19 protein-coding genes and 3 tRNA genes are annotated in these 21456 nt (G+C 37.1%); 6 read left to right on the forward strand and 16 right to left on the reverse strand.

The features are described 5' to 3' along the window. Nucleotides 1-142: 142 nt before the first annotated feature. The 7 genes from FFV08_11980 to FFV08_12010 are packed head-to-tail and all read right to left on the reverse strand — an operon-like array spanning nt 143 to nt 6581. Nucleotides 143-937 (reverse strand): energy-coupling factor transporter transmembrane protein EcfT, encoded by a 795-nt coding sequence (locus FFV08_11980; protein ID QLB53228.1) that lies wholly within the window; start codon nt 935-937, stop codon nt 143-145. Beyond that, nucleotides 930-1769 (reverse strand): energy-coupling factor transporter ATPase, encoded by an 840-nt coding sequence (locus tag FFV08_11985; GenBank protein ID QLB53229.1) that lies wholly within the window; start codon nt 1767-1769, stop codon nt 930-932. The genes FFV08_11980 and FFV08_11985 overlap by 8 nt, the downstream gene beginning before the upstream one ends. Further along, nucleotides 1745-2632 (reverse strand): energy-coupling factor transporter ATPase, encoded by an 888-nt coding sequence (locus tag FFV08_11990; GenBank protein ID QLB53230.1) that lies wholly within the window; start codon nt 2630-2632, stop codon nt 1745-1747. The genes FFV08_11985 and FFV08_11990 overlap by 25 nt, the downstream gene beginning before the upstream one ends. Continuing rightward, nucleotides 2583-3122, reverse strand: coding sequence for a CDP-diacylglycerol--glycerol-3-phosphate 3-phosphatidyltransferase (gene pgsA, locus FFV08_11995; protein QLB53231.1), 540 nt, complete (start codon nt 3120-3122; stop codon nt 2583-2585). Before pgsA ends, FFV08_11990 begins: the two co-directional genes overlap by 50 nt. 16 nt (nt 3123-3138) lie before the next feature. Beyond that, a complete protein-coding gene (locus tag FFV08_12000) occupies nt 3139-3993 on the reverse strand; it encodes a helix-turn-helix domain-containing protein (protein QLB53232.1) in 855 nt (284 codons plus the stop codon). A gap of 33 nt (nt 3994-4026) precedes the next feature. Continuing rightward, a complete protein-coding gene (locus FFV08_12005; GenBank protein QLB53233.1) occupies nt 4027-5322 on the reverse strand; it encodes an insulinase family protein in 1296 nt (431 codons plus the stop codon). Then, nucleotides 5322-6581 carry an insulinase family protein gene (locus FFV08_12010; GenBank protein QLB53234.1) on the reverse strand — a complete coding sequence of 420 codons (1260 nt, stop codon included), beginning with the start codon at nt 6579-6581 and terminating at the stop codon, nt 5322-5324. The genes FFV08_12005 and FFV08_12010 overlap by 1 nt, the downstream gene beginning before the upstream one ends. A 175-nt stretch (nt 6582-6756) precedes the next feature. Between FFV08_12010 and yaaA the strand changes: the two genes are divergently transcribed. Together yaaA and recF are read left to right on the forward strand one after the other, a co-directional pair. After that, nucleotides 6757-7155 carry a S4 domain-containing protein YaaA gene (gene yaaA, locus FFV08_12015; GenBank protein QLB53235.1) on the forward strand — a complete coding sequence of 133 codons (399 nt, stop codon included), beginning with the start codon at nt 6757-6759 and terminating at the stop codon, nt 7153-7155. Nucleotides 7156-7157: 2 nt separating this feature from the next. Further along, nucleotides 7158-8252: a DNA replication/repair protein RecF gene (gene recF, locus FFV08_12020; protein ID QLB53236.1), complete on the forward strand. Its 1095-nt coding sequence runs from the start codon at nt 7158-7160 to the stop codon at nt 8250-8252. Nucleotides 8253-8432: 180 nt separating this feature from the next. Here the strand turns inward: recF and guaB are convergent, their stop codons facing one another. After that, nucleotides 8433-9914, reverse strand: coding sequence for an IMP dehydrogenase (gene guaB / locus FFV08_12025; GenBank protein ID QLB53237.1), 1482 nt, complete (start codon nt 9912-9914; stop codon nt 8433-8435). Nucleotides 9915-10118: 204 nt separating this feature from the next. Continuing rightward, on the reverse strand, nt 10119-11144 hold the full coding sequence (trpS, locus tag FFV08_12030; protein ID QLB53238.1) for a tryptophan--tRNA ligase: 1026 nt from the start codon (nt 11142-11144) through the stop codon (nt 10119-10121). 290 nt (nt 11145-11434) lie between these two features. Between trpS and FFV08_12035 the strand changes: the two genes are divergently transcribed. Together FFV08_12035 and FFV08_12040 are read left to right on the forward strand one after the other, a co-directional pair. Further along, on the forward strand, nt 11435-13057 hold the full coding sequence (locus FFV08_12035) for an ATP-binding cassette domain-containing protein (protein ID QLB53239.1): 1623 nt from the start codon (nt 11435-11437) through the stop codon (nt 13055-13057). Nucleotides 13058-13132: 75 nt separating this feature from the next. Continuing rightward, nucleotides 13133-15718: a copper ABC transporter permease gene (locus FFV08_12040; GenBank protein QLB53240.1), complete on the forward strand. Its 2586-nt coding sequence runs from the start codon at nt 13133-13135 to the stop codon at nt 15716-15718. A 109-nt stretch (nt 15719-15827) separates the two neighbouring features. On the opposite strand, the gene FFV08_12045 is transcribed toward FFV08_12040, so the two are convergent. The 7 genes from FFV08_12045 to rlmH all read right to left on the reverse strand — a co-directional run bounded on the left by FFV08_12045 (nt 15828) and on the right by rlmH (nt 19042). Then, nucleotides 15828-15904: transfer RNA gene (locus FFV08_12045), tRNA-Asn, on the reverse strand. A 5-nt stretch (nt 15905-15909) separates the two neighbouring features. Continuing rightward, nucleotides 15910-15981 (reverse strand) — tRNA-Glu (locus FFV08_12050). Nucleotides 15982-16026: 45 nt separating this feature from the next. Next, a complete protein-coding gene (locus tag FFV08_12055) occupies nt 16027-16791 on the reverse strand; it encodes a response regulator transcription factor (GenBank protein ID QLB53241.1) in 765 nt (254 codons plus the stop codon). A gap of 5 nt (nt 16792-16796) precedes the next feature. Continuing rightward, nucleotides 16797-18131 (reverse strand): GHKL domain-containing protein, encoded by a 1335-nt coding sequence (locus FFV08_12060; protein ID QLB53242.1) that lies wholly within the window; start codon nt 18129-18131, stop codon nt 16797-16799. A gap of 27 nt (nt 18132-18158) precedes the next feature. Next, complete coding sequence (locus FFV08_12065; protein ID QLB53243.1) at nt 18159-18266, reverse strand: competence protein; 108 nt, start codon at nt 18264-18266, stop codon at nt 18159-18161. A 180-nt stretch (nt 18267-18446) separates the two neighbouring features. After that, nucleotides 18447-18520 (reverse strand) — tRNA-Arg (locus FFV08_12070). A gap of 42 nt (nt 18521-18562) precedes the next feature. Further along, nucleotides 18563-19042, reverse strand: a complete 480-nt coding sequence (rlmH, locus tag FFV08_12075; GenBank protein QLB53244.1) for a 23S rRNA (pseudouridine(1915)-N(3))-methyltransferase RlmH — start codon at nt 19040-19042, stop codon at nt 18563-18565. A gap of 203 nt (nt 19043-19245) precedes the next feature. On the opposite strand from rlmH, the gene FFV08_12080 reads away from it, so the two are divergent. Both FFV08_12080 and FFV08_12085 read left to right on the forward strand, forming a co-directional pair. Further along, nucleotides 19246-20418: a PDZ domain-containing protein gene (locus tag FFV08_12080; GenBank protein ID QLB53245.1), complete on the forward strand. Its 1173-nt coding sequence runs from the start codon at nt 19246-19248 to the stop codon at nt 20416-20418. A 45-nt stretch (nt 20419-20463) separates the two neighbouring features. Then, a complete protein-coding gene (locus FFV08_12085) occupies nt 20464-21243 on the forward strand; it encodes a ParB/RepB/Spo0J family partition protein (protein ID QLB53246.1) in 780 nt (259 codons plus the stop codon). The last annotated feature ends 213 nt before the right edge of the window (nt 21244-21456 follow it).

Genomic DNA, 21456 nt, shown 5'->3' on the forward strand with positions numbered 1-21456 from the left:
CCAAGTCAAACGTTACAAGAACATTTAGTTTAGACGTTAAAAACAGACTTTTAGAGCTTTTTTGCCAAATATTTTCTTTGACGAAGCAAAAAATAGACAGGTTTAACTTATACTATTCTCTAAAAACACTTTAAACTGCAGGTCAGTTTTTCAATATATAAAGCAGAATACCTAATATAAGTAAGCTAATAATAGCCATGCTGTCATTTCTTTTCCATGCCAAACGGCGAAAACGTGTCCGCCCTTCACCTCCATTATATCCACGCGCTTCCATGGCAATTGCTAGAGCATCTGCCCTTTTAAAACTGGAAGCAAACAAAGGGATTAGAATGGGAATAATAGATTTAACCTTTTGAACAAGCTTTCCCTCGCCAAAGTCAACACCACGCGCCCTCTGGGCGTTCATAATCCGAGTAGTATCATCCATCAAAGTTGGAACGAAGCGCAGGCTCATAGAGAGCATCAGGCCAATCTCATGTGCTGGCACCTTGAAAACCTTCAGAGGTTTCAGCAAAGACTCAACCGCATCGGACAAGCTTAAGGGAGTTGTTGTCAGAGTCAGAAGAGTAGAAAAGAAAATAATCAGAATAAAGCGACTAAAAATAATACCAGCCTGTGACAGTCCTGCTTCTGTAATTCTGATAAAAGCGAACTGAAAAATTGTAGCGCCTCCCGAGGTCAAAAACAGCTGGAACAAGGTGGTAAAAGCTATGATAAAAACCATGGACTGGATACCTTTTAAAAAGAACTTCAAAGGAACCTTAGACAGCAAGACCAAACTAAAAACGAAAACAAACAACAGCAGATTGGTCACAAGATTATTGGCCCAGAAAATTAATAGAATAAAAAGAAACATCGCTAGCAACTTGCTCCGCGGATCCAAACGATGAATAATTGAATTTCCGGGAATATAGCGGCCTAAAATCAACTTATCCATGCAAGATCTCCTTGAATTCTTCAATTGTAATAGGATAGTGCGAGAAGGTCATCCCTTTCTCCGCCAATTCGTGAGCAAATTTTGTAATCTTAGGAACACCCAATTGAATACTCTCCATAAAATCCAAATCCTGAAAGACCTGAGCAGGCTGACCGCTCTTGACGACTCTGCCCTTATCTAAAACATAGACTGTATCAGCAAAGTTGGCTACATCATCCATTAGGTGAGTTACCAAAACAATGGTCATACCGGCTCGATGCAGCTCTTCAAAGAGCCTCATTAGTTCTTTTCGACCAGATGGATCAAGTCCTGCTGTCGGCTCATCCAAAACCAAGATATCAGGCTCCATGGCCAGTATACCTGCTATGGCCACCCTGCGCATCTGGCCACCAGAAAGTTCGAAAGGACTGCGGTTGAACAAATCCTCAGAAATTCCGACTAAGTGCAGCTTTTCACGCGCCAAAGCTTCGGCTTCTTCCTTAGAAACACCAAAATTCTGAGGACCAAAAGCCACATCTTTCAAAACTGTTTCATCAAAAACTTGACTTTCCGGAAATTGAAAGACTAGACCGACCTTCTTGCGCACCTGTTTAATGTCTTTATTGACAGAATCAGCTGTGATGACTGTACTGCCTACTTCAACACTGCCCTGATTGGGAACCAGTAAGCCATTTAAAAGCTGGAGAATGGTTGACTTACCGCTACCTGTGTGGCCGATAAGAGCGGTATAGCTACCCGATTTTATCTCCAAATCCACTCCAAAAAGCGCTGGTCCCTCAAAAGGGGTGCCAGCTTGATAAGTATAACTTACATTTTTGAGAGTAATGCCCATAATTGATCCTGCAATTCTTTTTCTGTTAAGTAAGAGTCTGGCAGAGGAAGCCCTGACTGACGTAAAGCCGCCTTTACCTGATTGACAAATGGCTGATCCAATCCTAGCTCTTCCAAATCTTCTCGAGAAAAAAGTTCTCTCGGGGTAGCGGTAGATTCAACCTGACCCTCCTTCATGACCAAAACACGGTCGCTTAAGGCTATTTCATCTAGGTCATGAGTGATAGAAATGACGGTCAGCTGATTCTTATCTTTAATTTTTTTCACGGTCTGAATAAGATCCAAACGCCCCTCTGGATCCAGCATACTGGTTGCTTCATCCAAAATAATAATATCCGGTCTCAGAGCTACCACACCTGCAACAGCTACCCGCTGTTTCTGGCCTCCAGAAAGACGAGCTGGTTCACGCTCCTTAAAATCCTGCATACCGACAAGCTCTAATGCCTGCTGGACTCGCTCTACCATCAGATCATAGGCTAGCCCTTGATTTTCCAAACCAAAGGCTACATCGTCTTCTACAGTTGCTCCAACAAACTGATTATCTGGATTTTGGAATACCATACCAATCTGTCTGCGTTTTTCCCAGACATTTTCAGCTGTTAGCTTATCGCCTGAGATAATAATATCTCCGCTTTCCGCTTCTAAAAGACCGTCAATCAAACGAACTGTGGTTGATTTTCCGCTGCCATTATGACCGACAATGGATAGCCATTCCCCTTTTTTTACTTGAAAGGAGACATCATTTAAAGTGTAATTTTCAGACTCACTATCGTATTTGTACTTAAGATTTCTTACTTCGATGATATTTTCCATATTATTTAAAGGTATCTTTAAAGAGATAGGCACTTCCCTTGAAGTAGTCATATCCAGAATAAATCGTAAAGATTAAAGCGATATACAGAAGGATTTGCCCTAATAGAGTCCAATGAATCAGAAGAAAAATTATAGCAAACATCTGCGTGAAGGTTTTGATTTTACCTGGCATAGCAGCCGCTAAGACTGTCCCTCCTGTTTCCACTAAAAGCAAGCGCAGACCTGTTACTGCCAATTCCCGGCAAATAATAATAGCCACAACCCAGGCAGGAGCCATTTTCATCTCGATCAACATGATAAAAGCAGACATCACTAAAAGCTTATCAGCCATAGGATCAGCAAATTTACCAAAATTTGTTACTACTTCCCACTTTCGTGCCAAATAACCATCTAGATAATCAGTTATACTGGCAAAAGCAAATATAAAAGCTGCTAAGATGTGCATGGTGTAAGAATGACCGAATGTTAAAATCACAACAAATACAGGGATTAAAGCAATCCTGACAAGAGTTAAGGAATTTGGAATATTTTCTTTTTTCATAGTATTCCCTTCGTTTTTATCCTTTCGTAATGTTCAAACTAATGGTTCCACTATCACTAGTCAAAGCCGAAGTATCTAGTTTTTGTCCCTCTATCGTCACAGTTGCTCCTTTAACAGGTGCTAACGTAATAAGATACTTATTGCCTGGCTCAAGAGAAACCGTCTGGCTTGATTTTTCAGGAGATAAGGTGACGCCTTCGGCTAGTTCTGAATCGCTTATGCTTACAAAATTGGTCGTTTGCTCCACAGAAACGGTCACTTTGACAGGTTGACTTGCTCCGCTATACTCAGCAGTCAAATTATCTCCGCTTCCACTAACTGTCAATTTGCCAGCTGAGGAAGAAATTGACTTAGAATCAGCCGAAGAAAAGGAAGTCTTCTGACTGTTAGTGCTTGTAGAGGAAACCAGACTATAGTTGTTGTCAGATGCTTTAAAACTTACCGAATTAGTATGAGCATAGCTCCAGATATAATAAGCCACGAAAGCAGCAATAGCTGAAGCCAATAAGAGGAAATAGAACAAGGGCAGAAAAGAGCTTTTATTTTTATTTTTTCTGCTCCTAAATTCCTCATCTGCTGCCAGTGCCACTTCATCAAAGACAATCATCTCACCAGCTTCGTAAGCCTCCAGAATAATAGATTCATCCAAATCTACAGCCCAAGCATATTTCCGCAAGAAGCTGCGGGCATAGAAGGGACTAGGAAGCAAATCATAGTCATTTCGTTCCAGCGCTTCCAGCAAATCCTGCTGGATATCTGTCTTTTTTGACAATTCCTCTAAGCTCAGCCCTTGATTGGTCCGGGCAAGTTTCAACACTTCTCCTATCGTTTTTTTTCTCATACTTACTTTTCCCTTATTTCTATTCTTCACTATTTTAACAAAATTTTAAAAACGATTCTGGAATTATTTTGGAAAAATAGTAAAATCTGTCATATCACACTGATCGATAAATCGATGACCTAGTTTTATCACATCATTCAGACTGATGTCCTGTAAAATTTTCGGCAAATCAAACAGATTCTCACCCGTCAAATGCGGTTCATATTGGGTTGCAATATACTCAAGTGAGTTTAAACCGTGCAGAAAATCGCCAAACATCTCACTTTTAATCGTATCCAAATGCTCTTCTGTCACATCCGGATCCTTGTCAAAATTCTTGATGGCTGAGCGAAATTGATGAGAAAGTCCCACCGGTTCCTGAGTATCCATCGTCAGCATGACAAAGTGAAAATCTTTTTCTACTTCCACTTCCAGCGTCAAAGAATTATCCATTTTCCCACTTTCATAGAGGGACTGGAAACGCTTGGAAGTCCAGCCAAACATCATGGCAAATAAGAGTTTCAAAGTGATTTTATAGCGATACTGCTCTGATTCATCAACAAAGTCTGTCCCTCGAATCCCAACCGCCAGTTTTGGACTAGCCACCTCCATTCGGTAGGTATCCGTTGATACCACTGGGTGAAGGCTAACAGGAATTTTTTCAATAGATTCCGAACTCCCAGCAAAAACTAGTTTTTCCTGCTGTTCAGCAATCTCAGCAGCTATCTGTTCCAAATCGAAATTACCAATCACAAACAAAGTCATATTAGAAGGATGATAAAAGTTATTGAAATTTTCCTTCAAATTTTCGACGGTAATCTCAGAGATAGACTCTTTCGTTCCTGCAATGTCTTCTGCCAGAGGTGTTTGAGGATAGAGATTGGCCAAGGCTCCAAAAAATAGACGATAATCTGGATTATCCTGATACATTTCAATTTCTTGGCCGATAATATCCTGTTCCCGCAAAATGGATTCTTTTGTAAAATCAGCCCGATGCACCAGTTCTTGCAAAAGCTGTAGGTTTTCTGAAATATTATCCGTTGCAGAAAATAAAAAGCTAGTCCGAGTAAAGCTTGTAAAGGCATTACTCTCAGCCCCTAGCTTAGTAAATTCCAGCAGCAGATCCTTTCCCTGCGGACCTTCAAAAAGCTTATGTTCCAAAAAATGAGCTATTCCAGCCGGATATTGAGTGACCTGCTTGGTTTCACGTGAAACAATCCCAGTATCCACTGAACCAAAATTAGTTGAGATAATCCCATAAGTTTCATTAAAATCATTTTTAGGCAGAAGAAAAACACGCAAACCATTTGCCAAGACTGTCTGATAAACAGTTTCTCCCACTGCTGAATAATTGATTTTTTCTAGCACTTCTCCCTGCATTATTTTCCTTCCATAAAGTAAATAGCTTGTAATTTTAAGAGACCAGCTGCTTTGACAATATCATCTTTATGAACCTGTTCCAAAGCTTCCAGCCAAGCTTCAAGAGATAAGAATTTTTTCCCTAAAACAGAAGACATATAAGCTCTCTCTAAGATTGTATTCTGTCGATCCTGAGCTAACAATACCGAATTTCTCAGCATTTTCTTGGTTTGATTCAGTTCTTCCAGACTAAAATTCCCACGCTTCAAATCAACAATTTGCCGGTTGATTAAAGCAACTGTTCTGGTCCGATTGCTGCGGTCAATACCAGCGTAAATTCGCATCATTCCTGAAAAAATATCAAAATTGCTAGAAATTGTATAAGCCAGCCCTTCCTTTTCACGAAGATTGACAAATAATTTCGAATGGGCAAAGCCACCTAGCAAAGCATTTAAAACGACCAAAGGCAGGTGTTCACTCTCTCCGTACTGAATAGGGAAGTGATAGCCCAACTCAATAATTGACTGATGCACATCCTTCTGCTCCAGTCCTTCTCGCAAAACATTGGAATATTCTTGCTGATAAACTAACTGAAGTTCTTGCTGGCGAGGTGCAAAATTGAAAGATTGAATTTTCTCCCGAACAGCCACTTCATTAAAGTCCCCAATAAAGAAAAAGTCAATCTGATTTTCCTGAAGCATCTGCTGAAAAGCAGCAAAACTGCTTGCAGCAGTCTCTTTCTGGATTAATTCAATCGTCCCAACACGAGGCATCTGCATTTCCTCTTCTTCATAAAAGAGTTTATCTAATTCTCGATGAGCATGATAAAAATGATTCTCAATTTCAGCTTCCAAATCATTCAAGATATTTTTCTTCTCAATTTCAAAAGCAGATTCATCAAAAGCGTCCTGACTTACCAATGGAGAAAACAAGCTGGCTTTCAAAAAATCAAGCATGGCATCTGTCAGGACATTTTTACGACTCAAAAATTTATCCCGCACAAAAGAAAGATTGATATCTAAATAATGCACCAATCCTCTCCTTGAAAGACTCGTTGAATAATCAGCGCCATACAAATTGGCCAAACGTTCTCTGAAAGCTTGCGAAGTAGGATAAACCGCATTGACAGTCTCTAGCATGCTGGCTGTTAAAACCCGACCAGCTACTGTTTCTTTGGACATAGGCGCTGAAAAACGAACCCTAATTTTGTTTGTTTTAAATTTTTCTGATTGAATAAAATGGAGACGAACTCCTTTAGTGATTTCCATGACGCCCCTCATACTGAATAATATAGACTACTATTATATCATGAAATGCCTCTGATTTGTTTGTTCCACCAAGCTTTTTGCTGATTAAAACGTTTTCTGATTTTAGGAGAAAATTTCCACTTTTATCCAAAGCACCTCAGCACTTTTTACTAACAAATGTGGTATAATGACAGGGTTGAGGTGAAATATGGAATATAAATTATTTGATGACTACATCACGCTACAAGCCCTTTTGAAAGAAACAGGAATTATCCAAAGTGGCGGAGCAATTAAAACATTTCTAAGTGAATATCCAGTTCTTTTTAACGGTGAGCCAGAAAACCGTCGGGGAAAAAAACTCCGTATCAATGACAGGATTTCCCTTCCCGAGCAAGGAATTGAAATTGATTTGATAGCTCCTAGTCAAGAAGAAATTCTGCAACACCAGAAAGAAATCGCAGAAAAAAAACGAGTTGCTGAACTTGTCAAAGCCATGAATAAGGATTTAAAAAAATCTCAGACTTCTAGAAAAGAAAAGCGTAAGAATGCAGGGATACCTAAAAAGCAGAAAACTACCAAAAGCCCTGTTCGCTTCCCTGGTATCTAATCATGTGGCTGCAATCATTAAAAATCAAGCATTTCCGAAATTATCAGGAAGCTGATATTGACTTCCATCCTGGCTTAAATGTCTTTCTAGGCCAGAACGCACAAGGTAAAACTAATATCTTAGAAGCTGTTTATTTCCTAGCCTTGACAAGAAGCCACCGCACACGCTCAGATAAGGATTTGATTCATTTTACAGAAAATGATCTCTTTGTCTCTGGTATCTTAGAAAAAAAGACTGGTAAAGTTCCCCTTGACATTAACTTGACACCAAAAGGTCGCATCACAAAAGTCAACCACTTGAAACAAAGTAAATTATCAGACTACATTGGAACCATGAATGTTGTTCTTTTTGCTCCTGAAGATTTACAGTTGATTAAAGGTTCTCCCAGTCTACGCCGTAAATTTATAGACATTGAGCTTGGACAAATCAAGCCTGTCTATCTATCAGATTTATCCAATTACAACCATGTCCTCAAACAACGCAATGCCTATCTGAAAGCTAATGACAAAGTTGATGAAACCTTCTTGACTGTCCTTGATGAGCAGCTGGTTGACTATGGCTGTCGTGTCATAAGGCATCGGTTGGATTTTTTGCAAAAATTAGAAAGCTTTGCTCAAGATAAGCACTGGGACATCTCTCAAAATTTGGAAGAATTGACTATCAAGTATCTGTCATCTATTCCTTTACACCAAATTGACAGTTTAGAAGAAATTTACTGCTCTTCCTTATTAAGCAGCCGTAAACGTGACCTATTCAAAAAAAATACAGGTGTTGGTCCCCATCGTGATGATATTGCTTTTTTTATCAACCAGATGGATGCCAACTTTGGCAGTCAAGGTCAGCATCGCAGTCTTGTTTTATCACTGAAACTAGCCGAAATCAAGTTAATAGAAAGCATAACGAAGGAAACGCCTATTTTGTTGCTTGACGATGTAATGAGCGAACTTGACAACAACCGTCAACTAAAATTATTAGAAACTATCTCTCAGGATATTCAAACTTTCATCACAACAACAACTTTAGAACATTTAAAAAATCTTCCACAAGATATAAAAATTTTCACCATCCAACAAGGACAAATTATATCTCAATCCTAGCATTACATGAGATTTACGTTTTTGTAAATTTCATTTACAAAACCTTGCTTATAGTGTAAATGAATTATATCGAATTGTTTTTAGAACAGCTTTTATAGCCTTTTGAATTATAAAAGCATGTCAATTTAAATCGTAAATTTAAAAAGAGGTTAGGAAAAATTCCCGACCTCGTTTTATTTTTTATTGAACTGAATAGTTAGGGGCTTCATTTGTAATTTGCACATCATGAGGGTGGCTTTCCTTCAATCCAGCACCACTCATCTCAATAAACTGAGCATTATCGTGAAGTTCTTGCAGATTTGCAGCACCAACATAACCCATACCAGATCGGATACCACCCAGCATCTGGAAGACAATATCTGCAGCAGCTCCCTTGTATGCCACACGACCTTCAATTCCTTCTGGAACTAGCTTATTCGCTTCATTGACAGAACCTTGGAAGTAACGGTCACTAGATCCCTTCTTCATAGCGGCGATAGATCCCATTCCACGGTAAGTCTTAAATTTCCGACCTTGGAAGATTTCTGTCTCACCTGGCGCTTCGTCTGTTCCTGCAAACATTGAACCTAGCATAACAGCATTTCCACCTGCAGCCAAGGCCTTAACAATATCTCCAGAATACTTAATCCCACCATCAGCAATGATGGTTTTTCCATATTCACGCGCTACAGCAGCTGCATCATAAATAGCCGTTACTTGAGGAACACCAACACCAGCAATGACACGGGTTGTGCAGATAGAACCTGGGCCAATTCCGACCTTAACAACATCCACACCTGCTTCATAAAGAGCGCATGCACCTTCAGCAGTTGCTATGTTTCCAGCAATCAAGGTGCGATTAGGGAAATGAGCGCGAATCTCTGCAATCTTACGCAAAACTCCTGCAGAATGGCCATGAGCAGTATCAATAACAATCGCATCAGCACCTGCTTCAAAGAGAGCTTCTGCACGTTCGAAAGTATCTGAAGTAACTCCAACAGCACCAGCTACCAAGAGACGACCAAACTCATCTTTAGCAGCATTTGGAAACTCAATAACTTTTTCAATATCTTTAATGGTAATCAAACCTGAAAGACAGCCCTTATCATCAACCAAAGGCAACTTTTCGATCCGGTGCTCTTGCAAAATGCGCTCTGCAGTTCCTAAATCTGTACCAACAGGAGCTGTGACAAGATTCTCACTGGTCATATGACGGGAAATAGGTTGATTAAAGTCAGAAATAAAACGTAAATCACGATTGGTCAGAATACCAACTAACTTACGATTTTCAAGAGTTTCGACAACAGGAACACCACTAATACGGTAACGTCCCATCAACTCATCTGCTTCAGCAATCGTATGCTCTGGCGTTAGGAAAAAAGGATCAATAATAACGCCATTCTCAGAACGCTTAACCTTTCGAACTTCATCAGCCTGTTGCTCAATAGACATATTTTTGTGGATAACTCCAAGACCGCCGGCACGGGCAATAGCGATAGCCATCTGACTCTCTGTAACAGTGTCCATGGCAGCAGTAATGATTGGGATATTTAAAGTCAGATTCTCAGCAAGCTTGGTGCTCAAATCAGCATCATTGGGCAGTACATGGCTTTCAGCTGGAATCAGCAGTACATCATCAAAGGTAAAACCTTTTTTCAAAAATTTAGTGTCCCAGTTAGACATCCACAGTTTCCTCTTTTCCTTTTTATTAAACTAATACCCAAAGAGAATTGAAGTTCAGTTTTCTTTGAATAAGAGCTGGTTTTTTTGTTGTTAATATCATACCATTCTATAGGAAATTGTCAATCATTATTACACAAAAAATAAAAACCATCATTTTTGAAACTAAAAACGATAGTTTTTGTGATTTATAATCAATAATGTTCGTTATTTAAAATAATTAATCCCCATCGCAGACTTCACTTCTGAAAGAGTCTGAGCGGCAGTTTGACGAGCCTTTTCACATCCTTCTTGCAGCATACGGTAAACCTCACCCATATCTTTAGCAAACTCCACACGACGCTCACGAATCGGACCTAACTCTCGCTCTAGAATTTCTAACAGATAGCGTTTGGTTTTGACATCTCCCAGACCACCTCTTTGATAATGCTCTTTCATTGCAGCAATATCAGCAACATCTTCTGGGCGGCCAAAAACATCCAAATAATGAAAGACCATATTTCCCTCAATTTTTCCAGGATCTTCCACTCTGATATGATTAGGATCTGTATACATGCTCATGACTTTCTTTTGCAGAATATCCATATCATCTGCTAAATAAATGCCGTTATTGAGAGACTTAGACATCTTAGCATTGCCATCCAATCCAGGCAAACGTCCAGCTGCTTCATTTTCAGGATAAATCCCTTCCGGTTCTACCAAAACATCTGTCTGATAAGCGTGGTTAAAGGAACGAACAATTTCCCGAGTCTGCTCAATCATAGGCTTTTGATCATGTCCTACTGGTACAAAATTAGCCTTGAAAGCAGTAATATCTGCTGCCTGAGAAATCGGATAAACTAAAAAACCAGTCGGCAAACTTTCACCAAATCCTTTTTGCGCAATCTCAGTCTTGACAGTAGGATTACGCTCAAGACGAGCCAATGACACCAAATTCATGTAATACATTGACAACTCTGCCAACTCAGGAATCTGGCTTTGAATAAAAATAGTCACCTTTTCAGGATCCAATCCAGCTGCCAGATAATCCAAAGCTACATTCCCAATGGACTCAACAATTGTCTGAGGGTCCTTTGCATGATCTGTCAAAGCTTGCTGATCAGCCAAAAATACGAACATCTCATATTTACCCTGATCCTGCAAAAGCACACGGTTCCGTAAACTCCCTACATAATGACCAATATGCAATTTTCCTGTCGGACGATCTCCTGTTAAAATAATTGGTTTAGTCATTTATTACTCCTCAATTTATAATGAGTTCATTATATCATTTTCAATGAAAATGAGAAAGAAGTTTCTAGAAAAAAGCGAAAAATCCAGTTTTTACAGCTTGATTGACATCCCTTTACAATATTTGTAAACTTAATTGACAAACTATTCTGGCTGTAAAACTTAAAATTCTTAGTTCATTCTATTCTCCTTTTTTCTTTCTGCTTTGATTTTTTCTTTTTATCTCAGAATTATTTGAAAAAAGTTCTGTTTTCTAGTAAAATGAAGAAGATTATATATATAGGAGAAAGACATTGCTTACAGTATCAGATGTATCACTGCGTTTCAGTGACCGAAAATTGTTTGATGAAGTCAACATCAAATTTACAGAAGGAAATACTTATGGATTGATTGGAGCTAATGGTGCTGGAAAATCAACCTTTTTAAAAATTTTAGCTGGCGATATTGAGCCAACAACAGGCCACATCTCTCTAGGACCAAATGAACGTCTTTCAGTCCTTCGCCAGAACCACTTTGACTATGAAGAAGAACGGGCTATTGATGTTGTAATCATGGGAAATGAGCATCTCTACAACATCATGAAAGAAAAAGATGCTATTTATATGAAGCCTGATTTTTCTGATGAAGATGGTGTACGTGCGGCCGAGCTTGAGGGAGAGTTTGCTGAGCTAGGTGGCTGGGAAGCCGAAAGTGAAGCCTCTCAATTATTGCAAAATCTCAATATTCCGGAAGATCTTCACTACCAAAATATGAGCGAGCTTTCTAACGGAGACAAGGTCAAAGTACTCTTAGCCAAAGCACTTTTTGGTAAACCTGATGTCTTACTTCTGGACGAGCCAACTAACGGTTTAGATATTCAGTCTATTACTTGGTTGGAAGACTTTCTTATTGATTTTGACAATACAGTTATTGTTGTATCCCACGACCGTCACTTTTTGAATAAAGTCTGCACTCATATGGCCGACCTTGACTTTGGAAAAATCAAACTCTATGTCGGAAACTATGATTTCTGGAAAGAATCAAGCGAACTAGCGGCTAAGCTTCTAGCTGACCGAAATGCCAAAGCAGAAGAAAAAATCAAGCAACTTCAAGAATTTGTTGCTCGCTTTTCTGCCAATGCTTCAAAATCAAAACAAGCAACTTCTCGTAAAAAGATGCTTGACAAGATTGAGTTAGAAGAAATTGTTCCATCTAGCCGGAAATATCCATTTATCAGCTTTAAAGCAGAACGTGAAATCGGTAATGATTTCTTGACAGTAGAAAACCTTTCTGTCAAGATAGACGGAGAAACTATTCTTGATAATATTAACTTCATTTTACGTCCTGGCGATAAAACAGCTTTGATTGGCCAAAACGACATCCAAACAACAGCTTTGATTCGTGCTTTGATGGGTGATATTGAGTATGAAGGAACTGTCAAGTGGGGTGTCACAACCAGTCAATCTTACCTGCCAAAAGATAATTCTCGTGACTTTGCTAGTGGTGAATCAATCCTTGACTGGCTGCGTCAATTTGCTAGCAAAGAAGAGGATGACAACACCTTCCTTCGAGGATTCCTTGGGCGCATGCTTTTCTCTGGAGATGAGGTTAACAAGTCTGTCAATGTCTTGTCAGGAGGAGAAAAAGTTCGGGTTATGCTATCTAAATTGATGTTGCTTAAATCCAACGTTTTAGTCTTGGACGATCCAACCAATCACTTAGATTTGGAATCAATCTCCAGCTTAAATGATGGCTTGAAAAATTTCAAAGGATCCATTATTTTTGCCAGTCATGACCATGAATTTATTCAAACCTTGGCCAACCATATCATTGTCCTGTCTAAAAATGGCGTCATTGACCGCATTGACGAAACCTATGATGAATTCTTGGAAAATCAGGAAGTTCAGGCAAAAGTCAAAGAACTTTGGAAAGATTAATCCCTTGTCAATTTACGTTTACAAAGCTTTACAGAGGCATGAAACAACGTTTCTGCCTCTTTCTATATAAGAAATATGAATCAAATTAAAAAATATTTTAAAAAAAATTGGCCTTATTTTTGCGCCTTCTTTCTTCCATTTTTCATCATGTTCTTTGTCTACTTGATGTACGGAATTTACTGGAATAGCGAAACTTCTCCCTTGCTTGGTGACGGCTTTCATCAGTATGTCATTTTTGATATTAACCTAAGAAATATCCTCCATGGCACAGACAGTATTTTCTATACTTTCTCCAGTGGACTTGGGCTGAATTTCTATGCTTTATCCAGTTATTATTTAGGTAGCTTCTTATCTCCTCTGGTTTATTTCTTTGATTTGAAATCAATGCCAGATGCCGTCTATCTATTTACTTTAATCAAGTTTGGATTAATTGGACTCTCCACTTTTATCAGTATCAAAGGAATATTCAAAAAGATTCCAGCTTTACTCATCATCACTCTTTCAACTTCATTTTCTTTAATGAGTTTTTCGGTCAGTCAATTAGAAATTAAAACCTGGTTGGATGTGTTTATCCTTGCACCTTTGATTGTGCTAGGTTTACATAGGTTGATAACTGGAAAAGGCAGAGTACTATACTTTACAACACTGTCAATTCTCTTCATCCAAAATTATTATTTTGGTTATATGATGGCAATCTTTTTGGTCTTTTGGTACCTTCTTCAATTATCTTGGGATTTCAAAAATAGAATTAAAAGTTTACTTGACTTTACAGTTGTATCTGCTTTAGCAGGTCTGACTAGCCTAATCATGATTCTGCCAACTTACTTAGATATAAGCACTCATGGTGAAACATTAACAAAAGTTTCTTCTTTGCTGACAGAAAAAAGTTGGTTCTTAGATGTGTTTGCTAAAAATTTTATTGGCAGTTTTGATACAACCAAGTATGGTTCTATCCCTATGATTTATGTCGGCACCTTCCCCTTGATTCTAGCTATCTTATTTTTCACCTTAAAATCTGTTAAGTTTCACGTGAAACTTTGCTACTTTTTACTCATTTCAATTTTCATAGCTAGTTTTTATCTTCAATATTTAGACTTACTTTGGCAGGGAATGCATGCACCGAACATGTTTCTTCACCGTTATTCTTGGCTATTTTCTCTGGTAGTTATCTATATGGCTGCTGAGACTTTAAATCGTTGGAAAGATGTGAAATTGATGAATCTTGCCATTAGTTTCACTTTGCTCAGCCTTGGATTCATTCTCACTTTTATTCAGAGAAAACATTATGACTTTTTGGGTCCTGAGAATTATATTCTAACATTAGAATTTCTGCTGGCTTATCTCTTGATTAGCTTTGTCTTAGCAAAATCTTCTATTCAACCAAAAATCATTCTCCCTGTCTTGCTCTTTTTTGTTACTTTTGAATTGTCGCTTAATTCCTATTATCAAGTTGGAGGAATTGCTAAAGAATGGGTATTTGCCACTCGTTCATCTTATGCTAGCCACCTTGATGAGATTGACAAGCTTGTCAATTATTCCAAAAAGGAAAATATTGACTTTTTTAGAACTGAAAGATTGAATCCACAAACAGGAAATGACAGTATGAAATTCAACTACAATGGAATTTCCCAGTTCTCATCTGTTCGAAATACTCAGGCAAGTTCTACTTTAGATAAACTTGGTTTTAAATCAGCAGGAACAAATCTGAATCTCCGTTATCAAAACAACAGTATTTTAATGGACAGTATTTTTGGTGTTCGCTACAATCTATCTGAAACAGATCCTCAAAAATTTGGTTTTCTTCCAGAGAAAACTGAAAAAGAAATGTCTCTCTACCAAAATGATGCTGCACTTGGTTTAGCTTTTCTGACCAATGATGTTTACCAGGATGTCAAGTTTACAAATTTGACTTTAGATAATCAGACAGAATTTTTGAATCAATTGACTGGCTTTGATTTTAAATATTATGATAAAGTAGATGCTATAACTACTAATGAAAATGTCAAGCAAATTGGTAACAGAGTGACTGTGGATGTTGACAGAGAACATAATACAAGCTTTGCTAGCGTAGTCTATACTGTCAATGTACCTGCTAACAGTCAACTATATGTTAATGTTGCTGGGATTGATTTTAGTAATGATGATCAGACAGATGTTGACATTACTGTCAATAACTTTACAGAACGTTATACAACTAATAATGTTTTTCCTTTCTTTAATGCTGGCTATTTCAGTCAAAGTCAAACAGTATCTATTCGCTTTACATTCCCAGACAATTCAACAGTTTCATTTGATACGCCAGAATTTTTTGCTGTTAATACTGAGCAATATCAAAATGTTATTCAAAAATTAAAAGAGCAGCCCGTTTCCACAACTACTGATTTAAACACAGTAAAAACAAACTATAGAGCAGAAAAGGATACTTCATTATTCTTTACCATTCCTTATGATAAGGGATGGTCAGCCACTCTTAACGGGAAGCCTGTCACACTAAAACGAGCTCAAAACGGCTTTATGAAATTAGATGTGAAAAAAGGAGAAGGAAATGTTGTTCTCACTTTCATTCCTAATGGACTGAAAGAAGGTGGCATTGCCTTCATATCTGGCATAATCTTATTTGTTTGCTATAATTTTCTACGTAGGAAACGACAGAGAATATAAATATATCAAAAATCAGATCTTTACCAATATAAAAAATAAGGCTCTTCATTAAAATGCTAGTGAAGGCCTTTTTTTTGAACAATAAAAAAACACTCACTAAGAGTGTCTCTAGCTCCGGCAGTAGGACTCGAACCTACGACATCATGATTAACAGTCATGCGCTACTACCAACTGAGCTATGCCGGATAATATAGTCCGTACGGGATTCGAACCCGTGTTACCGCCGTGAAAAGGCGGTGTCTTAACCCCTTGACCAACGGACCATATGGTATGCTCTCTTTCAGAACATATTCCATTATATCAGGTTTTTAAGCTTTGTCAACTCTTTTCCCTTTATTTTCGAAAATATCTTTCAGATATTTCACTCTTAAACGAGTGACCGGACAGCGATGATTTTCGTAAAAAATAATTTCTCGATTTTTCTTGTCATAATCAACAATGTTGCCAATATTAACCAGATAAGATTTATGTGGTGAAAAAAATCGTTTAGATTGCTGATCTTTTTCTTGAATATCTGTTATCGTTCCATAAAACTCCTTGAGAAAATTTTTACCAACAATCCGAAGTTTATGGGAGCTCCCTGTCGTTTCGATATACAAAATATCGTTATAAGGCATTCGAACATCATTGCCACGATAACTATATTCAAAATAATCTACCATATTGGTATTTTCAATTAGTGTACTCTTAGTGTAAAGAATACTGTCTTTGATTCTATTTTTAAAAGCATCATTGTTGATATCTTTATCGATAAAATCAAGTGCTGATACCTTATATTTAAAAGTCATAGTAGCAAATTCAGATTTTGAGGTTACAAAAACTATAATGGCATAAGGATTATGATGACGAATAAATTGAGCTACTTCCAGCCCTTTTGTTTCCTCCCCCTTAATATCAATATCCAAAAAATAAAGCTGGTTAACGTCTCCATTTTCAATATATTTTTTGAATTCTTTGATTTTTCCTGTAACCTGAACCTGGATGTCAATTCCAAGTTCCTCAGCAATTTCTGCTAATGTCGTTTCCATCCTGACTTGATGAGATACGGTATCCTCTAAAACTAACACTTTCATAAATTCTATCTCCTAATTGTTAAAATCTGTGTAAAACTTCTTGGCTCAATTTGTGTATCAAGAGTGATAAATTCATACCTATCTAAAATTTCCTTGATGTTATTCAATCCATAGCCTCTATTTTCTCCTTTAGTTGAAAATTCGGGCTGATAGAGTTCTTCCAAATCCAATTTTCCTTCTTTACGAGAATTTTGAACAACAAAAATGGTTCTATCATCCAGTTGAACCAGAGAAACATGGACAATTTTTTCCAGGCTGTCAATGGCACTCTCAATAGCATTATTTAATAAAATACTAGCAATTCTGACCAGATCTAACAACTTGATTGGAAGGCGTTCCACTTTATCCTTAACTTCAAAAGTCAGCTGAATCTGATGTTCACGCGCTTGAAAGATTGTCTCAGTCATGACACTCCTTAAAGCTGAATCTCCTACATTATTCAAATCAAAAACTGTATATTTATCTGAACGCAGGTTCAAATTTGCATCAGCCAAGACCTCTTGATAAATATGCTCAATTTCCTTGATATCTCCAGTTTGAATAGCCACTTGCATACTTGTCAGCATGCTAGCATAATCATGACGAAATCCTTTGATTTCATAGTATAATCTCACAATTTCATCAGTATATTCCTGAAGTCGAAGCTGTTCAGATTCTTTTTGACGCAAACGCTCTTCTTTCTCGTATTTCTCACGGCTGTCCTTGAATGTCACCAAAGTAGAAAGAAAAGCCAAGAAACAAATAGTAGCAATCATACTGCTAAAACTGTTGAAATGCTTTATATTACTAATCCAGTGAGAGAGATTTAAAATCAGCCAATTCATCGCATATAAACTACTAATCATCAGAATCTGAGATTTAAAGAAACTTCTTTTAAGATAATCTATTCTGAAATCAAAAATATCAATAACCTTTACCATAAAGAACAAGGATATTAAGTTGATACATGTCAGAAACAGGCCCATGTACTGAGCTACAAAATCATCTCCTAAAACAGATGAAATAATAACTGAAAAGAAAGTAGTAGAGCTATCAATTGACAAACATAAAAATAAGGAAAGTAAGAAAGATTGATATTTTTTAATTTTTTCAACTCTACAAAAATACCAAACTATAAATAGAGGGAGAAAAAATGACAGCGTATAAGATGGAAATGAGATTTCAAATGAAAACACATGCCCTAAAAAAGCAATTATAAACGGAATTATAATCTCAAGACTAAAGCAAACAGCTACAAAAAAGCGAGTATGCTTAATTTTAGTGATTTTTGATAAAATCACTAAAAATGCAGCTAAATTAATAAAAGGATGAACAATTAATCCGATTATTTCAAGTGACATAAATTTCTCCCCTAAACTTTAAAATTCTTATCTTCCAAAAATCCAATCCCATGGATTTGGAACGCCTCTTAAATCCCAAAAGGTTTGAACAAGTGAATTGCTATTTGCAGCAATTTGAAAAGAATAGATTTTCATAACTATCTCCTATCTTTTTATCTTGTAAGTCACCTTACATTTATCATTATAGAAAAATAGAAAGAGTTAGTGACAATTTTCCCTGAAATGTCATTTTTTATCCCCAAAATGACATTATACCAAAAAAATAGAAGAAAAAAACACGAAATATTGTAAAATACTTCGCATTTTTTACATTTCTGATCTCAGCAGGATTCGAACCTGCGACCGTTCGCTTAGAAGGCGAATGCTCTATCCAGCTGAGCTATGAGACCAATACCATCTCATTCTATCAGAAAATAGGGTTGCCGTCAAGATTACTTATGATAAGGACTCCCCTGCTGAATCATAAAAGCTCGATAGATCTGCTCTATTAAAACAAGGCGCATCAGTTGATGAGGTACGGTTAATTTGCCAAAACTCATCAGAAGATTTGCCCGCTTTTTTACTGCAGGAGATAAACCTAAACTTCCTCCGATAACAAAAGTGATATCAGAAAAGCCACGCACTGTAGTATCCATCATGAGCTGACTAAACTTTTCTGACGGAAATTGCTTTCCTTCAATTGCCAAAGCAATAACAAATTCACGCTCATTGATTTTAGCCAGAATTTTATTTCCTTCTTTTTCAAGAATCTGCTGATTTTCTAAATCACTAGCTTTATCAGGTGTTTTTTCATCCGCTAGCTCAATCATTTCCACCTTGCAGAATCGATTGAGACGCTTCATGTATTCAGCAATTCCATCCTTTAAATATTTTTCTTTCAGTTTTCCAACTGTTACAAGTTTTATTTTCATAAGTTTATTCTATCATATTCATCTATACTTCACACTTTATTAACAAGTAAAATTTATCTGGGAATCGGCTAATCTGCGTATTTTCTAATGCTAATCAACAGTTTTTCTAAGTTTTCCACAAGGTGTGGAAAATTTAAAGGATTTAAGTTATAATTAAGTTTGTATAAATATAATTTCATCAATTGTAATTCAAGGAGGAAAACATGAAAAACTCTTCAAATGCCATCAAAAAGGCTTTATTGCTTTTTGCAGTATTAATTGTAGGTTTTATCGGCGGAAGTTTAGGAAATTATGTTACTACATTACTAACTTCACGCGTTAAAATGAATGGAAATTCAACAACTAGTGTAACTACTTCATATAAAAACTCTACAGACATTTCAGAAGCTGTGAAAAAGGTTCAAAATGCTGTTGTTTCAGTAATTACTTATGCTGAATCTTCCAGCAGCGTTATCAATGATGAATCTTCCAACGATGAATCACAAATCTCCAGTGAAGGTTCTGGCGTAATTTATAAAAAAGATGGAAACTCAGCCTATCTGGTAACCAACACCCACGTTCTGAACGGATCAACCAATGTAGATATCTTGCTAGCTGATGGAAACAAGGTTCCAGGTGAAGTAGTTGGATCAGATGTTTTTTCAGATATCTCTGTCGTTAAAATTAGCTCTGAAAAAGTAACTGATGTCGCAGAATTTGGAGATTCTGGTTCTCTGACAGTTGGTGAAACAGCAATCGCCATCGGAAGCCCTCTTGGAACAGAATACGCTAACTCAGTAACACAAGGAATTATTTCTAGTTTAGGCAGAAACGTTACCTTACAATCTGAAAATGGTGAAAATATTTCAACAACTGCACTGCAAACAGATGCTGCAATTAATCCTGGTAACTCTGGCGGCCCGTTGATTAACATCCAAGGACAAGTTATTGGGATTACTTCAAGTAAAATTTCAACAAATGGCCAAACCTCTGTTGAAGGGATGGGATTTGCGATTCCATCTAATGATGTCGTAAATATTATCAATCAACTTGAGAAAAATGGAACAGTCACACGTCCTGCTTTAGGAATTCAAATGATGGATTTATCTAATCTGACAACTTCTGATTTTTCTAAATTAAATCTTCCTGCTTCAGTGAAATCAGGTATTCTTGTTCGCTCTGTTCAGCAAGGAATGCCTGCTGATGGCAAGCTTCAAAAAAATGATATCATTACAAAAGTAGATAATACAGATGTGGAATCCACTAGTGAACTTCAGTCTGCTCTCTACAGGCATAGTATTGGAGATGAGGTGGAGATTACTTATTATCGAGATGGTAAATCTCAAACAGTCAAAATCAAACTTACCAAATCAACAAAAGAGCTAAGCTCAAATTAACCTATTTACAAGATTGTCAACACACCTTTACACAATCGTAAAGGTGTGTTATTCTATATACAAATGGAAAACTTTCAATATATTGCACTTAAAGACATTCGAACCAACCCTTATCAGCCTCGTAAAGAATTTTCACAAAAAAAGATAGAAGAATTAGCGGCATCAATCAAAGAAAATGGTCTCATTCAGCCAATCATTCTTCGGAAATCTTCACTTTTTGGTTATGAAATTTTAGCAGGCGAACGGAGATTTAGAGCTGCCTCTTTTCTTGGCCTAGAAACGATCCCAGCTGTCGTCAAAGAATTATCTGATGATGAAATGTTGAAACAGGCCATTATCGAAAATCTTCAAAGAGAAGACTTGAATTCTATAGAGGAGGCTGAGTCTTATAAAAATTTGATTGACAAAGGCTTGACACATGATGAAATTGCTAAAATCATGGGAAAATCTAGACCCTATATAAGCAATATTGTCAGACTTTTACAGCTGGCTAAAGAAGTTCGTCAAGCTATTAAGGAAGAAGAGATTTCTCAAGGACATGCTCGCCTACTGGTCCCCTTAAAAGAAGAAGAACAGTTACTATGGCTGGAAAAGATTTGTCGAGAAGATTTATCGGTTCGAGCAGTTGAAAAGCTTCTCCAGCAAAAAAAGATTCTCAAAAAGAAACCTAATAAAGAACTGTTTGCTAAATCTGAAGAGGAAAAAATTAAAAAAATTCTCGGTCTGGAAGTTTCTATTCAGTTAAAAAGCCAGAGTAAAGGAAAGCTGATTATTCCTTTTGAAAGCGAAGAAGAATATCAAAGAATTATAAACAGTTTTAAATAAAACTGTTATTTTCTTTTTTTAAAATAACAAGATTATCCACTGTTAAATCAATTAGGAAGCCTATTAAAATAAGAAATTTTAACTTTATTCACATTCTGTGGATAACTTCAGCTAACAATGTGAATTCTTTTCCAGTTCTTGTGGAAAACTTCTAACCTTTATGATAAAATAAGATGCGTATGAATCAGAAAATTATAGAAAAGGAGGGAAGTT

It is taken from the genome of Streptococcus sanguinis (assembly GCA_013378335.1).
In the GTDB taxonomy this organism is placed as follows: domain Bacteria; phylum Bacillota; class Bacilli; order Lactobacillales; family Streptococcaceae; genus Streptococcus; species Streptococcus sanguinis_I.

Coding starts and splice junctions, on each gene's coding strand:
- FFV08_12040 (QLB53240.1), top strand. CDS start 13,133: ATGAATCAAATTAAAAAATATTTTAAAAAAAATTGGCCTTATTTTTGC.
- FFV08_12055 (QLB53241.1), bottom strand. CDS start 16,791: ATGAAAGTGTTAGTTTTAGAGGATACCGTATCTCATCAAGTCAGGATG.
- FFV08_11980 (QLB53228.1), bottom strand. CDS start 937: ATGGATAAGTTGATTTTAGGCCGCTATATTCCCGGAAATTCAATTATT.
- recF (QLB53236.1), top strand. CDS start 7,158: ATGTGGCTGCAATCATTAAAAATCAAGCATTTCCGAAATTATCAGGAA.
- rlmH (QLB53244.1), bottom strand. CDS start 19,042: ATGAAAATAAAACTTGTAACAGTTGGAAAACTGAAAGAAAAATATTTA.
- FFV08_11990 (QLB53230.1), bottom strand. CDS start 2,632: ATGACTACTTCAAGGGAAGTGCCTATCTCTTTAAAGATACCTTTAAAT.
- trpS (QLB53238.1), bottom strand. CDS start 11,144: ATGACTAAACCAATTATTTTAACAGGAGATCGTCCGACAGGAAAATTG.
- guaB (QLB53237.1), bottom strand. CDS start 9,914: ATGTCTAACTGGGACACTAAATTTTTGAAAAAAGGTTTTACCTTTGAT.
- pgsA (QLB53231.1), bottom strand. CDS start 3,122: ATGAAAAAAGAAAATATTCCAAATTCCTTAACTCTTGTCAGGATTGCT.
- FFV08_12080 (QLB53245.1), top strand. CDS start 19,246: ATGAAAAACTCTTCAAATGCCATCAAAAAGGCTTTATTGCTTTTTGCA.
- FFV08_12005 (QLB53233.1), bottom strand. CDS start 5,322: ATGCAGGGAGAAGTGCTAGAAAAAATCAATTATTCAGCAGTGGGAGAA.
- FFV08_12010 (QLB53234.1), bottom strand. CDS start 6,581: ATGAGGGGCGTCATGGAAATCACTAAAGGAGTTCGTCTCCATTTTATT.
- FFV08_12060 (QLB53242.1), bottom strand. CDS start 18,131: ATGTCACTTGAAATAATCGGATTAATTGTTCATCCTTTTATTAATTTA.
- FFV08_12065 (QLB53243.1), bottom strand. CDS start 18,266: ATGAAAATCTATTCTTTTCAAATTGCTGCAAATAGCAATTCACTTGTT.
- yaaA (QLB53235.1), top strand. CDS start 6,757: ATGGAATATAAATTATTTGATGACTACATCACGCTACAAGCCCTTTTG.
- FFV08_11985 (QLB53229.1), bottom strand. CDS start 1,769: ATGGGCATTACTCTCAAAAATGTAAGTTATACTTATCAAGCTGGCACC.